General features: G+C 76.5%; 11 protein-coding genes. 6 read left to right on the plus strand and 5 right to left on the minus strand.

Annotated features, from left to right (window positions below; all coding sequences use genetic code 11):
• The first annotated feature begins 244 nt into the window (after positions 1 to 244).
• From ACFYYT_RS23730 to ACFYYT_RS23745, 4 genes are all read left to right on the plus strand, one after another.
• On the plus strand, positions 245 to 3,643 hold the full coding sequence (locus ACFYYT_RS23730) for a LuxR C-terminal-related transcriptional regulator (protein ID WP_351818720.1): 3,399 nt from the start codon (positions 245 to 247) through the stop codon (positions 3,641 to 3,643).
• A 199-nt stretch (positions 3,644 to 3,842) separates the two neighbouring features.
• Positions 3,843 to 5,111, plus strand: a complete 1,269-nt coding sequence (locus ACFYYT_RS23735; protein ID WP_351818717.1) for a DUF3533 domain-containing protein — start codon at positions 3,843 to 3,845, stop codon at positions 5,109 to 5,111.
• A gap of 103 nt (positions 5,112 to 5,214) precedes the next feature.
• On the plus strand, positions 5,215 to 5,643 hold the full coding sequence (locus tag ACFYYT_RS23740) for an SRPBCC family protein (protein WP_351818714.1): 429 nt from the start codon (positions 5,215 to 5,217) through the stop codon (positions 5,641 to 5,643).
• 111 nt (positions 5,644 to 5,754) lie between these two features.
• Positions 5,755 to 6,105 carry a UBP-type zinc finger domain-containing protein gene (locus ACFYYT_RS23745; RefSeq protein ID WP_388609152.1) on the plus strand — a complete coding sequence of 117 codons (351 nt, stop codon included), beginning with the start codon at positions 5,755 to 5,757 and terminating at the stop codon, positions 6,103 to 6,105.
• 10 nt (positions 6,106 to 6,115) lie between these two features.
• Here the strand turns inward: ACFYYT_RS23745 and ACFYYT_RS23750 are convergent, their stop codons facing one another.
• The 3 genes from ACFYYT_RS23750 to ACFYYT_RS23760 all read right to left on the minus strand — a co-directional run bounded on the left by ACFYYT_RS23750 (position 6,116) and on the right by ACFYYT_RS23760 (position 10,157).
• On the minus strand, positions 6,116 to 6,550 hold the full coding sequence (locus ACFYYT_RS23750) for an SRPBCC family protein (RefSeq protein ID WP_351818711.1): 435 nt from the start codon (positions 6,548 to 6,550) through the stop codon (positions 6,116 to 6,118).
• Between the two features lie 125 nt (positions 6,551 to 6,675).
• A complete protein-coding gene (locus ACFYYT_RS23755) occupies positions 6,676 to 9,651 on the minus strand; it encodes a M48 family metalloprotease (protein ID WP_351818709.1) in 2,976 nt (991 codons plus the stop codon).
• On the minus strand, positions 9,648 to 10,157 hold the full coding sequence (locus tag ACFYYT_RS23760; protein ID WP_351818706.1) for a hypothetical protein: 510 nt from the start codon (positions 10,155 to 10,157) through the stop codon (positions 9,648 to 9,650). The genes ACFYYT_RS23755 and ACFYYT_RS23760 overlap by 4 nt, the downstream gene beginning before the upstream one ends.
• A gap of 246 nt (positions 10,158 to 10,403) precedes the next feature.
• On the opposite strand from ACFYYT_RS23760, the gene ACFYYT_RS23765 reads away from it, so the two are divergent.
• Both ACFYYT_RS23765 and ACFYYT_RS23770 read left to right on the plus strand, forming a co-directional pair.
• A complete protein-coding gene (locus tag ACFYYT_RS23765; protein WP_351818703.1) occupies positions 10,404 to 10,766 on the plus strand; it encodes a DUF1330 domain-containing protein in 363 nt (120 codons plus the stop codon).
• Positions 10,767 to 10,939: 173 nt separating this feature from the next.
• Positions 10,940 to 11,362: a restriction endonuclease gene (locus ACFYYT_RS23770; protein ID WP_351818700.1), complete on the plus strand. Its 423-nt coding sequence runs from the start codon at positions 10,940 to 10,942 to the stop codon at positions 11,360 to 11,362.
• A 15-nt stretch (positions 11,363 to 11,377) separates the two neighbouring features.
• Here the strand turns inward: ACFYYT_RS23770 and ACFYYT_RS23775 are convergent, their stop codons facing one another.
• Both ACFYYT_RS23775 and ACFYYT_RS23780 read right to left on the minus strand, forming a co-directional pair.
• A complete protein-coding gene (locus tag ACFYYT_RS23775; RefSeq protein ID WP_351818697.1) occupies positions 11,378 to 12,178 on the minus strand; it encodes a hypothetical protein in 801 nt (266 codons plus the stop codon).
• Positions 12,179 to 12,251: 73 nt separating this feature from the next.
• The gene (locus ACFYYT_RS23780) at positions 12,252 to 12,692 is read right to left on the minus strand and encodes an SsgA family sporulation/cell division regulator (protein ID WP_351818694.1); all 441 of its coding nucleotides are present in this window, start codon (positions 12,690 to 12,692) and stop codon (positions 12,252 to 12,254) included.
• Between the last annotated feature and the right edge of the window lie 52 nt (positions 12,693 to 12,744).

Genomic DNA, 12,744 nt, shown 5'->3' on the forward strand with positions numbered 1-12,744 from the left:
CCCGCAGGGGTGCGCGGGGACGACGGGCACGGCGGCCGGGGCGGGGCCGGGGTGGGGCGGCTCCCGGGGAGGCCCACAGCGTCCCGGCCGGGCACCACCGCCGGTATCCGGGAAAACCCCCGCGCCGAGGGGCGCTCGCGCGTGCGGAAAAGATGGAGGGGGAGGTGGGGGAAAACCCTTGTCGCGGGCCGATCCGTGGTCAGAACCGTTGCCGGGGCGGGCGGGCCCGCCTACGGTGCGCGGTGTGAACGCGCGGACGGACGGTACGAGCAGGGGGTACGGGGCCGACGGGGACCGGCCGCCCCCGCCGGCCCGGGACGCCGTCCGGCTGCTGGAACGGCACGGCCGGCTGGCCGTGAGCGGGCCGTGGGGCGCGGGCAAGAGCGCGCTCCTCGACGCCCTGTCGGCGACGCCCGCGCCGTGGCGGTGCCTGCGCGTCCGTACGCAGCCGGGCGACGAGCACGTCCCGTACGCCGCCGTCGCCCAGCTGCTCGCCGCACCGGGGGCCGCCCCGGCCGGGGACGACGGCTCCCACGCCGCCCGAGCGGCCACCCTGCTGAGCCTGATCACCCCCCGGCCGGGCCCGTACCCCCCGCCGGACCGCACACCGGCACCGGCCCCGCCGGGCCCGCGGGTGGGCGGGACGCCGGAGGACGACCCGTCACCGCCCGGGCCGCGTGGTGGGGGTTCTACGTTGGGCATCCCGGGGGGAGCCCCGGGCATTGGGGCAGTCGGGGCACCGGAGTACGCCCTGTGGGCCTGCCCGGCGAGCGGCACCGCCCTTCCGGCCCCGGCATCCGGGCCCGGGGCGCTGGAGCCGCGCGGCGGGGACGGGGCTTCAACGGTGGCCATCCCGGGCGGCGCCCCGTCGGGCTGTCCGGCGGTCGGGGCGTCGGAGTGCGAGCTGTGCGCTTGCCCGGCGTGCGGTACGGCCGCTCCGGCCCCGGCGGCCGGGGCCGGGGTGGTGGGGCCGCACGGTGGGAACGGGCGCCGCACGGCGGGCATCCCGGGCGCGGCCCCCGAAGCGGACGCCGCGCGCGGGACCCGCCCCCGGCGGGGCGAACCCGCCCCGGCCGACGCCCGCTTCGGCGCCCCCGGCCCGGTTCCGTCCGGCGGCTCCGGCGGCGGCCCGGGCGGGGTCGGCTGGGGTGAGGGTGGGGGGTCGCTCGGGGTGAGGGTGGCGCTGGTTGCGTGGCTCGGGGCGGGGGAGCGCGTACTGCTCGTCGTCGACGGGGCCCAGTGGCTGGATCCGGCCAGTGCCGCCGCACTCGGGTACGCCCTGCGCGCCCTGCCCGCCGACCGGCTGGCGGCGGTGGTCGCCGAGCGGACCACCGGACACCCCGCCGCGGCGGCCGCCCTGCTCGGCGGGCACCCGCCCCTGCTGCCCGTACCCCCGGCGGACCTGACCGAGACGGCCGCCGCCCTCGGCCGGGCGGGGCTCCCCGCCCGCTGGGCGGCGCCGGTGCGCGAGTACACCGGCGGCCACCGGGCCCTCCTCGACGCCTGCTGCGCCGCCCTGCGCCCCGACGCCCACGGCGGCCCGCGCTGGCCCCGGGAAGTGCGGGAGCTGGCCGGGGCCTGGCTGGCCACCGTCCCCGCCGAGGTGCGCGACACCCTCCAGGTGGCCGCGCTGGCCCGGCAGCCGGATCTCGATCTGCTGCGCGCGGCCGGACGCCCGCTCGCCGAGGACCACGTCGACCGGGCCGTCAGCGTCGGGCTGCTGACCCCAGGAACCCCCGGACCCACCGGAACCCCCGGAACCCCCCTCGACCCCGACGCGGTGACCCCGGCCCCGGCCCGGTTCGCCGCGCGGGCCCTCGCCGAGGCCGCGGCGGCGACCGGCACCGCCCGGCAGCGCCGCCGCATCCACCGGGCCCTCGCCGGGGCGGTGCACGACCCCGTCCAGCGGGCCCGGCACCGGGCCCTCGCCCAGGACGGCGCCGACCAGCCCCTCGCGGAGGACACCGCGCGGGCCGCCGCCGTCGCCCGGGAGGCCGGGGACCGCCTCGCGGCCGCCGAACTGGAGCTCCTCGCCGCCCGGCTGACCCCCGCCGACCACCCCCGGCCACGGCTGGAGCGGCTCGCCTCGGCCGCCCGGGACGCGGCGGCCGCCGGGCGGGCGGACCTGGCCCGGCAGGCGTCCGACCTGATCGCGGCGGCGGGCGGCAGCGCCGCGCAACGGGTGCACGCCCTGCTGGCCGTGGTGGACGCGCACGGCCAGGACACGGGCGCCATGGAGCCCCTCCTCGCCTCGGCACACCGGCGGGCGGCCGGAGACCCGGCGCTGCTCGCCGCCGTGGAACTGCGCTCGGCCGTACGGGCCAACATCACCGGCGGCGAGGCAGCGGCGGCCCTGCGGCACGCGGGGGCCGCCGCCCGGCTCGCCCGCGACGGCGGGGACCTCCCCCTCGAAGCGGCCGCCCTGACGATGCGCGCCCGCATGGAACGGGTCCTGGGCCGGCTCGACGCCGCGCCGGTCACCCTGGCACGCGCCCTGTCCCTGGCCGTGCCCCCGCCACGGCTCGGCATCCGCAACAGCCCCCAGTACCTGGCCGCCCGGCACGCGGTCTTCGACGGCCGCCTCGCCCACGCCCGCCGGATGCTGACCGGACTCCTCCCGGCCGCCGAGGCCGCCGGGGAGGCCGAGGACCTGGTCGACGTGTGGCGGAGCATGGCCGAGGCGGACGCCGGGCTGGGGGACTGCGCGCGGGCCCTGCACTGGTCGGCCCGCGCGGTCGCCCTCACCGCGGCGGCGGGCCTGTCGCCCGGGCCGGCCTGGTACACGGCCGCGCTCGCGCACAGCTGCGGCGGAGCCTTCCCCGAGGCCCTGCGGTACGCGGAGCAGGGCGTACGGGCCTCGCGCGAGGAGCGGGACTCCCTGCACGTGGCGCGGGGCCTGTGGGTGCTGGGCGCGGTCCACCTGCACACCGGCGAGGTGGAGCGGGCCGCGGCGGCGCTGGCCGAAGTGGCCGACCTGGAGGACCGGGAGGGGGCGGCGGACCCCGGGATCCTGCGCTGGCAGGGCGACGCCGTGGAGGCCTTCGCCGCGTCAGGCCAGCAGGAGCGGGCCCGGGCCCTGCTGGAGCGGATGCGCGAGCGGGTCGGTCCCGGCCCGGCGCACGCGGGTCTGCGGGCCGCGCTGACCAGGGCCCGGGCGGTGTGCCGGCACCTGGAGGGCGCCGACGACGAGGCGGCGGAGCTGCTGCGCGACGCGGCGCGGACCTTCGCACGGCTCGGGTTCCCGGTCGAAGAGGGCCGGACCCGGCTGACCCTCGGCCGCCTGGAGCGGGGCCGGCGCCGCCGCGCGGCCGCCCGCGCGTCCTGGGAGGCGGCCCTGGAGGTGTTCGAGGAGTCGGCGGCCCGCCCGTGGAGCGAGCTGACGCGGGAGCACCTGGCCCGCCTGACGGGCCTGCGCCCCGACACGGCGGCCCCGGCCCCCGGCTCCGCCCCCGGCGGCCCGCTCGCCCGGCTGACCGGGCACGAGCTCAGGCTGGCGGCCCTGGTGTCCGGGGGAGCCACCAACCGGGAGGCCGCGCAGCGGATGTTCCTGTCGGTGAAGACGGTGGAGACGATGCTGAGCCGCGTCTACCGCAAGCTGGGCATCCGCTCGCGCACCCAACTGGCCGCGGCCCTGGCCCCGTAACGGAACTCCCGCCGCCCCCGCCCGCCCCTAGTGCAACGGAGTGGACGAGGCGCACGTACGGCGCGGCTTCTCCCGCCACGGGCCCCCTCCTGATGTTCCGTGAGCCGACAGGGCGTCCCACGCCCCCCGCCCCGCCACCACCCCGCCCGCCCGGCGCCCGAGCCCGGTTCCCCCCGCCGCCGGGAACCTACGGAGAGCGATGTCCCAGCCCGCCGCCCCCGAAGCCCGTGCCGCGACGCTCCTGCGACGGCCCCGACTGTGGCTGGTACCCACGGTCCTCGCCGGACTGCTGGCGCTGCTGCTGTCCCTCCTCTACATGGGCGGCATCGTCAACCCCAACGCGCAGCTCCGCCACCTGCCCATCGCCCTCGTCAACGACGACACCGGCAAGCCGCTCCCCGGGCAGCAGCAGAACCTGGGCTCCCAGCTCACCACCGCCATCGCCTCCGACCCCGCCGGCGGCAAGGCCCAATGGCGCCCGCTGACCCCCGCCCAGGCCCAGGACCAGCTCGACTCCGGGAAGGTGTACGGCGCGCTCGTCGTCCCGGCCGGGTTCACGGACTCCGTCGCCGCGCTGGCGACGTCCGGGGCCACGCGGCAGCCGACGCTCCTCATCCTCACCAACCCCGGCAAGGGCAGCCTCGGTTCCTCCCTCGCCGCCCAGATCACCAACCGGGCGGCCCACGCCGCCTCCCTGACCGTCGGCCGGCAGCTGACGGCGTCCGCCGCCGCCGCGGCGAGCCCCACCGCCAAGGTCCTGCTCGCCGACCCGCTGCGCATCGTCACCCAGGCCGGCCACCCCATCGGCACCCGCAGCGGCCTCGGGCTGACCGCCTTTTACTACACCCTGCTCCTCGTCCTGGCGGGGTTCATGGGCGGCAACGTCATCAGCAACGGGGTCGACACCGCCCTCGGTTACGCCGACAACGAGATCGGCCCCTGGCACACCCGCCGCCCGACCGTGCCGATCAACCGCACCCAGACGCTGCTGCTCAAGATGGTGATGACCGCCGGGATCACGCTCCTCACCACCACGCTGGTGATGCTGGCCTGCGTCGCCGTGCTGGACATGGACGCGACCCGGCTGCCCCTGCTGTGGGTCTACTCCTACTGCGCCGCCCTCGCGGTCGGCCTGGGCGTCCAGGCCATCAACGCCGCGTTCGGCGGGATCGGCCAGCTGGTCTCCATGTTCGTCTTCATCGTGCTGGGCCTGCCGTCTTCGGGAGCCACCGTCCCGCTCCAGGCCGTCCCCGGCTTCTACCGCTTCCTGTCCCACTTCGAGCCGATGCGCCAGCTCAGCGACGGGGTGCGCGCCATCCTCTACTTCGACGCCCGCGGCGACGCCGGCCTCACCCACTCCTGGATCATGATCGCGGTCGGCATCGTCCTCGCCCTCGTGTTCGGTTTCGCCATGACCTCGTACTACGACCGCAAGGGCCACAAACGCCTCACCCCGCAGCCCGCCTGACGACGGACGCCCGCCCCGCGTTCCGTGCGGTGAAACGTGATCCGCTGGGTAGCGGAGGGACAGCAGGCACGTTCACACAGGAGACGGACAGAGGGAGGGACCCATGGCGTCCTCATTGCTCGAAGCGGTCGACATCAAGGCACCGGTGGCGGTGAGCTGGGCCCTGTGGCAGGACGTGGAGCGCTGGCCCGCCTTCCTCAGCCACGTCAAGCACGTCGACCGGATCGACGCCTCGACGTTCGCCTGGCAGGTGGCCCTGCCGGGCGCGGACAAGGGCTTCGTGGCCGAACTCGTCGAGGTGGTCCCCCAGGAGCGCATCGCCTGGCGCACGATCGAGGGCGTCCACCACGCGGGCGTCGTCACCTTCCACCGCCTCAGCGACACCGAGAGCCGGGTGACGCTCCAGATCGAGTACGAACCCCAGGGGTTCATCGAGCACCTGGGCGCGCTGACGAACCTCGACTCGACGCTGGCCAACTACGACCTGGGCGAGTTCCAGCGGGTGGCCGAGGCCGAGGCCTCCCACCAGTAGCGCGGGGCCGCGCCCGGCCGGGCGTACGCTGGAAGCGCGTGCCGCGACCCCCGGGCACGCGCTTCCAGCCGTCCGCGCGGGCGCCCGCGCGCAGGAGTTCCGGAGGTGGCCGTGGGCCGTCGGACCGAGTGGGCGGTGGCCCCGGACGGCGGACGTCCCCGGGCCCGCACCTGCGCCCACGCCGCGGAGCTGCCGGCCGATCCGCCGACCCCCGCCCCCGCACCGGAGGAGGGCTGTACGGACTGTCGTGCGCGGGGCTGGTCCTGGGTGCGCCTGCGCCGCTGCCTGACCTGCGGGTACGTGGGGTGTTGCGACAGCTCCCGGGGCCGTCACGCGTACGCACACCACACCGCCACGGGCCATCCCCTCGTCGTCTCGCTCGCCCCGGACGAGGACTGGGCCTGGTGCTTCCCGGACGAGGTCTTCCTGGTCCGCGTCCCCCGCCCGCCGGACCCCTCCTGAGCGTCGCGCCTCACCGGGACTGCGCCACGGCCGGCAGCCGCTCGGCGACCTTGTCCGCGAGCCCCTCGAACTCCCGCCGCAGGAACGGCTCGGCGAACCGGGCGAGGCCCTTGAACCGCAGCGAGGCGGTGTAGGTCATGTGGGTGGCGCCGGCCGACCGTGCCTCGAAGCGCATGTCGTCGGTGGCGGTCACGGTCTTGTTCTCCCCGACGAACACGAGCCGTTGCGGCTCGCGGGACGCCAGGCGGTACACCAGCTCCGTGGTACGCCCGCGGAAGCGCGAGGTGTTGCGCCAGCGGGCGCCCGGCCGTACCGGCCCCCCGTCGATCCGGTCACACCGCAGCGTGCCCGGATCCCATTGCGCGGCGTGCCCGAAGTCCTCCAGGTAGGAGACCAGGACGTCGAGGGGAACCCCGACGAGGAAACCGCGCTCCACCGTGATCACCGTGCCCACTCCTCCACCGCCCCGGCGCCCGGCCCGCTGCCGCGCCCCTCACCCCCTCTTCGCCGCCCCGGCCGCCACCGGATGCGTCCGCCACCCGGCGATCCCCGGCAAGCGGTCCCCGCCCGTCAGAGCCGGGGTTGGGCCGGTTGGACCGGAGGGCCGGTGAAGACGGAGTCCAGCGGATCGTCGATGACCGCCTTGACCTGGACCGACGCGTCGGTGGCGTAGTACGCCGCGAGCGTCAGGCCGGTCACCGCACTGATGAGCGCCTTCAGGTCCGCCCGGTCGAGTGCCTGTGCGCACCGCCGGCCCTCGCTCACGGCGGTCACCCCGAACTGGTGCCAGGAATCCTGTGCCGCCGGGTCGGGCACCCGGAAGTAGTAGGGCTCCCAGCTGCCGATGATCTGCAGGTCCACGCAGAGCGGGCGCATCCTGGCGGTCAGCTCCGGGGTGATGCGCATGTCCGGAGTCAGGAGCGTCTGGAGCGCGTCGTCGTACGCGATCGCACGGTCGAGGAGGTACCGGCCGCCGAGGCGGTACCAGGCGTGGACCTGGCGTCGGCGCATCCGCGCAGGGACCGGCAGGTCCGGCATGCCCAGCACCCGTTGGAGGGAGGCCTGGTAGGCGGGGGTCACCGTCTGGGCCTGGGTGCGGAGCTGGGCGTGCGCATCGCCGATGACCAGTACGGTCGCGGTGGCCAGGGCCACCGCGACCGCGAAACCGCCGAACGCCGAGGTGGCGGCGGCCCGCGCCGGACCGGAAGGCCGCCGGGCCGCGGCCGCGCGCGGTGCGCGCCGTGCGCGCCGTGCGCGCAGCGGATGCAGGGCGCGCCGGACGAGAGCCGCCACCGCGGTGACGAGCATCGCGGTGACGGGGGCCGGCAGGAGCGCTCCCTGCACGACCAGGCGGAACGTGTGCCCGCCCTCCAGCTGCCGCCACGCGGGCCGCCAGCCGCACCCGTCGTGGAGGACGGTCAGCGCCGGGAAGCAGCCGTCGGCGGAGATCAGAGCCACCGCGCCGCCCAGGCCCAGCAGGGCGGCGAGGCCGGAGGCGATCAGTGCCGCCTGCAACCGGAACCCCGGCGCGAGCACCGCGACCACGGCGGCGGCCGCCGATCCGAGGACGACCGCCGCGAGCGTCCAGAGCGCGTAGCCGAGGGCGAACGGCCCACCGCGCTGGTCCGCTGCCGCGTGCAGGGCGTGCAGCGACGCCTGGACTCCGACGATGCCGAGGGCGGCCACCGCCCCACCGCCCAGCGCGGGCCACACCGCCCACCGCAGAGAAGGAACGAGCCGGGCCGGCTTCGCGCCGCCCCGCGAGGCGTGATCCCCTGCCGCCCGGCCGTCCGCGACCGCCCGGCCGCGTCCCGTGCCGGTCCGGCCCGCGGCCCACAGAACGAACGGAACGGCCCACGCCACGACGGCGGCGACGGGCACCAGCGGTATCTGCATCGTGGTCGCCAGCGCGACGAGCGTCCACACCATCACCATGGGCGCACCGGGATGGGCCTCGCCCTCGCCGGGGAACCAGGTGACGACGCCTTGTCGGACCCCGGCCGTATCGAGGCCGACCCCGTGGGCGAGCGTCACCCCGAAGAAGTCCCACCAGCTGAACCAGGCCGCCAGGACGAGGCCGCCCGCGACCAGACAGAGCGTCAGCGGCGGCCCGAGTGAGCGGCCGGGCCACGACACGGCCGCCAGCCGGGCGCACTCGGTCGTCCAGCAGACGTACCCGGTGGCGGCCACCACGACCACGGCCAGGGCCCACCACCCGCGCGGCAGCCACAGGTCCCCGGTGGACTGGCCGTTCAGCAACGAACCGGACACCATCCCCGCTCCCAGCCACAGCCCGCCGCGCAGGCCGGTGGGGGGCCGCCGGTCCCGGACGGCGGCCCAGGCCGCCGCCCGCCACATCAGCACCGACGCCGACACCGAGACCATCACGGCCGGCAGGGCTCCGACGGCCTGCCCGACCCAGCCACTCAGCATCCCGAGGCGCGGCAAGAAGTACGAGATCAGGTGAACGTTCGTCAGGGTGGCGATCACGCCGATCAGGAACATCAGCAGCGCGCTGACGGAGAACAGGGGCGCGGGATCGGCCAGGGCGTCCCGGCGTACCTCCCACTTCGGATGGGTCCGTACCCGATCCGCCACCGCGCCCGCCCATCGCCGCACCCGCCCGTGGCCGGCCCGCGCGGGCATCGCCGCCCAGACGTGCCCCAGCGGCGCACCCCACCGGCGGGCCGTCAGGTCGGCGTGCAGTTCCCGGCTGCGCAGGACGTCCGCGCGCACGACGTACAGCACGACGGCGATCACCAGCGGCAGGATCAGGAAGCGCGCGACGGGGGCGGCGAAGGATCCGCTGCCCGAGGTGATGAAGACCGAGGCCAGCCAGGCGGAGAAGACCAGGTAGGGGCAGACGACCAGCACGAGGAAGGCGCGCCACAGGGCCACGGTGGCGTAGGTGATCGTCAGGTCGCGGTTGGCCACATGGCCCAGCTCGTGCAGCACGACGGCGTCGAAGGTGCGCGGGTCGGTGTCGCGGCAGGCGACCAGTCCCGCGTTCAGCCGTAGCCGGGGACTGCGGTCGGTCCCGAAGACCGCGCCGCTCCTGGAGAGCGCGGCGGGTGCCACGAACAGCGCCGGCACCCGGTCGACGCGGCCCGCGGCCAGGTCACGGATCCGGGCGGAGATCGCGCCCGTGCCGTCGATCAGCTCCAGCCGGACGCAGCGGCCGGGCCGCTCCTTCCACCGGGGCAGCAGGACGGTGGTGGCCGCCGCGACGAGGAGGACCACGGCGGGCCCGGTCAGGATCTGCCACCACGGCACCGGCGGATCGTACTGGGCCACACAGGGCAGGTAGGCGAGCGCCTGGCCGGTCCGACGGAGTGCCGATCCCGCCTCGAAGGGATGGTCGGCGTCGGCCCCGGCCGCCAGCAGGCACCCGATGGAGTCCCCGTCGCGCAGGCCGGCGAGCACCGACAGCAGCATCGCGCCGCTGGACGCCACGAGCAGCACCAGGAGCAGGGCGAACCGGGCGTTCGTGCCCGCGCGCAGAATCCGCTCGTCGGGCGCGGGCGGCCCCGGATCGGCGGCCGTCACCGTACCTCCTCCGGGCCCACCCCCCGGTCCTCGCCGGGATCGGACAGCACCAGGCCGGCCACCACCCCGTCGGCGATCCGTCTGGCCTGCTCGTCCGGCAGCGTGGCCCGCGCGGCGGCGTCGAGCACCATCCGGTGGACCACCCGCTGCTGCGCCGGGGTCAGTGCCGGGATGACGGCAGGGGCCGGCCTGCGCCGCAGCACGCGCTGCCACACCGATGCCGAACCCCGCGAGGCCCCGTCGACCATCGCCTGCGCGAGCCTCTCCCGGGCCTGGTCCAGGGTCAGCCACACCAGGGGGGCCACCAGCGGCGCGACCTCGGCGAGGCCGAAGCCGAGCGGGTCGCGGTCCCCGCGCCGCCGGCGCAGCCGGGACAGCACTTCGGCGTCGCTGTAGCGCAGCAGCCCTTCGACCACCACCGTCTCCTCGGGCGCGCAGGCCGCGACGACGCTCGCCACCACGTCACGGATCCGGACACCGGCTACCGGCGCAGGCTGTAACTTCAACTGCCATCCCCCCAATGGAAGTTCGGTCCCGCTGGGAAGAAGTGTCCGCGCCCGGCAGCGGGTCTGACAAGAACGGGGCGGCGCACCGCGGCGGCCGCACACCCAACGGCCCCTGCACGCGGCCGCAATTACCTCCCGGGTCATCGCGCCGCCCCGCCGCTCCCGGCTACGTTCGCACGCATCCCCCCTCGGAGCGCTCGTACCCCTCGTACCCCCTCGTATCCCCCGGAACGAAGGAGCCCCACCATGCCCGCCTACGGTTTCGCCCACCTCCGCAGCCGCCGCGACCACCCCGACGTCCTCGCGTACCTGGAGCGCATCCAGGCCACCCTCGACCCCTTCGGCGGCCGCTTCGTCGTCCACGGCCCGCCGACCGAGGTCGTGGAGGGGACGTGGCCCGGCAGCATGGTGCTGATCGAGTTCCCCGGCCTGGCCGCGGCCCGTGCCTGGTACGACTCCCCGGACTACCGGGCCATCCTGCACCTGCGCACCGACCACATCGAAGGCGACCTGCTGCTGATCGAGGGCGTCGGGCCGGGCTACGACCCGGCCGAACGGGCCCGCACGCTGCGGACGGAAGCCGAGCGGGCGGCTCGGCCGACCGCCTAGCGGACGCGGGGCCGGCCGTCCCCGCCTCCCGGTGAGCACGGTGAGCACGGAGAGCCCCACTCCGTCAGGAAGATGCGTGGACTCCCACCATCCGGCCCCCGCCGTCCGGACAATGACCGGTGTCCCGGCGTACCCGCCCGCCGCCACCGCATCGGCATCCCCGGAAGGCCACGATGAACGTCCACTTCGTCCTGCACGCCCCCCACGACTCCGACGCCCCCCACGCCGACCCCGAGGAGTTCCCGCTCGACCGTGCCACGCACGAGGCCCTGGCGGACGCCGTCCTCGGTGACACCCCGGATCCCCACGCCGACCTCCAGCTCCTCGCGCTGCAACTCGCCGGTGCCGCGCGCGTCATCGCGGAGGACCTGCGCCGCGCCGCCGACCGGTTACCGCCCCACCACGGCCTCCGCGCGCTGACCGACATGCTCCTGGAGGCGACGGACCGGGCGACGGACCGGGCGACGGCGCCCGAGCCCCCGGCCGACGCGGCCCGCTGCGCGCGTGACCGCGCCCGCCTCGTACGGGCGCTCTACGCGCGCCTGGACCGCCTCGGCGCCGCCGTGCCCGCGCCGGCGGTGCGGGCCGCCGGCTGAGTCCGCGGTGCCGCCCTACTCCTCCCAGGAGAAACGTTCCCACGCGGCCTGACGGGAGGTCCCGAGAGCGTGCCCGATCGCGGCCCAGGTGACCTTCCTGCGGCGCAGTTCCCGTACCCAGGACCGGAGGTTCGCCTCGCCCTGATCGGCCGCCACCGCGACGCCGGGGATGCGATCGAGCATCTCCCGGTCGGTCAGCGAGCCCCAGACCGGCATCGGCGCGACGGACGGCTCGCCCAGGTGCAGGAGCTCTTGCACGGCGGTCTCCCGCTCGACGGCGTGGCGCGCCCGCTCCCGCGCCCGTCGCCCGAGGCCGCCGAGGAGCCCCAGGCCCAGGGCGGCGTCGATCTCGGCGTATCCGATCGTCGGGCTGCCGCCCTCGCGGGCGACGCCGGCCGCGAGGGTCGCGGTACGGAGGGTGAGCCCGGCGAGCGCCACGGACAGCAGCCGCAGGGCGCCGGAGTCGAACGGCAGCCCCCCGCCGCCGGTGCCGGTGCGGGTCCTGACCAGCGAGCGGAACTCGTGGGCCGCCCCCGCGGCGCGCCCCGGCGGCCGCCCGCGGACGGCCGCCGCCAGCTCCCGGTCCCCTCCGAGCGCCGCCTCTATGTGGTCGGGCCCCACCTTGCCCCGCCCCGCCGCCCGCGCCGTGGCCCGGGCGGCGTCGATGAGCTCGTCCAGTACGCGGACCAGGCCGGCGTGCGCCGCGACGACGGCCGGCCGGGACACCGCACGCCGCGAGCGCTCCTTCAGCACCCGGCCGACCACCTCGCCCCTGACCCTCAGTGACGCGCCCTGGCGCCGGGGCTGTTCCTCCATGTCGTCCTCCTTCCGGACGTCCTCGCCCGCGCTGCGGACCACCTGTGCGGGGGCGGATGCGCCCGGTCGCGGCTCACCGGCCCGCGAGGAGCTGCTCGATCGGTGTCCAGTCCAGGTGGTCCCCCTCGGAATCCGCGGGCACGAGGGCGTACGTGGTCTCCAGCCAGGCGAGGAGCCCCGTGCGGTCCAGCGCCAGGAGCGCGTGGGTGTGCTGCGGTCCCAGCCGCAGCCAGACCTGCCGCTGCGGCTCCGGACCCTCGGCGGGCCACACGAGCAGGTCGGCGCCCCCCGAAACGGTCCGCGTCCCGGTGGCCAGGAGGTCCCGCCCCAGATCCCAGACGACGTCGTCGTCCTGCGGGCAGTGGAACGTGGCCCGCACGCGCAGGGGGTCGGACCGCCGGTAGCCGAAGGTCACCGGGACGAGGAGGGGGGCGTCGCAATGGGGGAGGTACTGGTGGGCGACGGTGGACCAGCGGGCATCGTGGCGGGCGGAGCGGGAGGGTTCGGTCTCCACAGATCATGTCCTCGGCAGGTGCGGTCCAGGGGCGGTGTGCGTGGCGCGCATA

Origin of the sequence: Streptomyces sp. NPDC002032, assembly GCF_042890765.1 — a bacterium.
In the GTDB taxonomy this organism is placed as follows: domain Bacteria; phylum Actinomycetota; class Actinomycetes; order Streptomycetales; family Streptomycetaceae; genus Streptomyces.

Bases quoted from the DNA above. Each gene is read 5' to 3' on its own strand.
- ACFYYT_RS23735 (WP_351818717.1), top strand. From the start codon at position 3,843: ATGTCCCAGCCCGCCGCCCCCGAAGCCCGTGCCGCGACGCTCCTGCGA.
- ACFYYT_RS23740 (WP_351818714.1), top strand. From the start codon at position 5,215: ATGGCGTCCTCATTGCTCGAAGCGGTCGACATCAAGGCACCGGTGGCG.
- ACFYYT_RS23765 (WP_351818703.1), top strand. From the start codon at position 10,404: ATGCCCGCCTACGGTTTCGCCCACCTCCGCAGCCGCCGCGACCACCCC.
- ACFYYT_RS23770 (WP_351818700.1), top strand. From the start codon at position 10,940: ATGAACGTCCACTTCGTCCTGCACGCCCCCCACGACTCCGACGCCCCC.
- ACFYYT_RS23775 (WP_351818697.1), bottom strand. From the start codon at position 12,178: ATGGAGGAACAGCCCCGGCGCCAGGGCGCGTCACTGAGGGTCAGGGGC.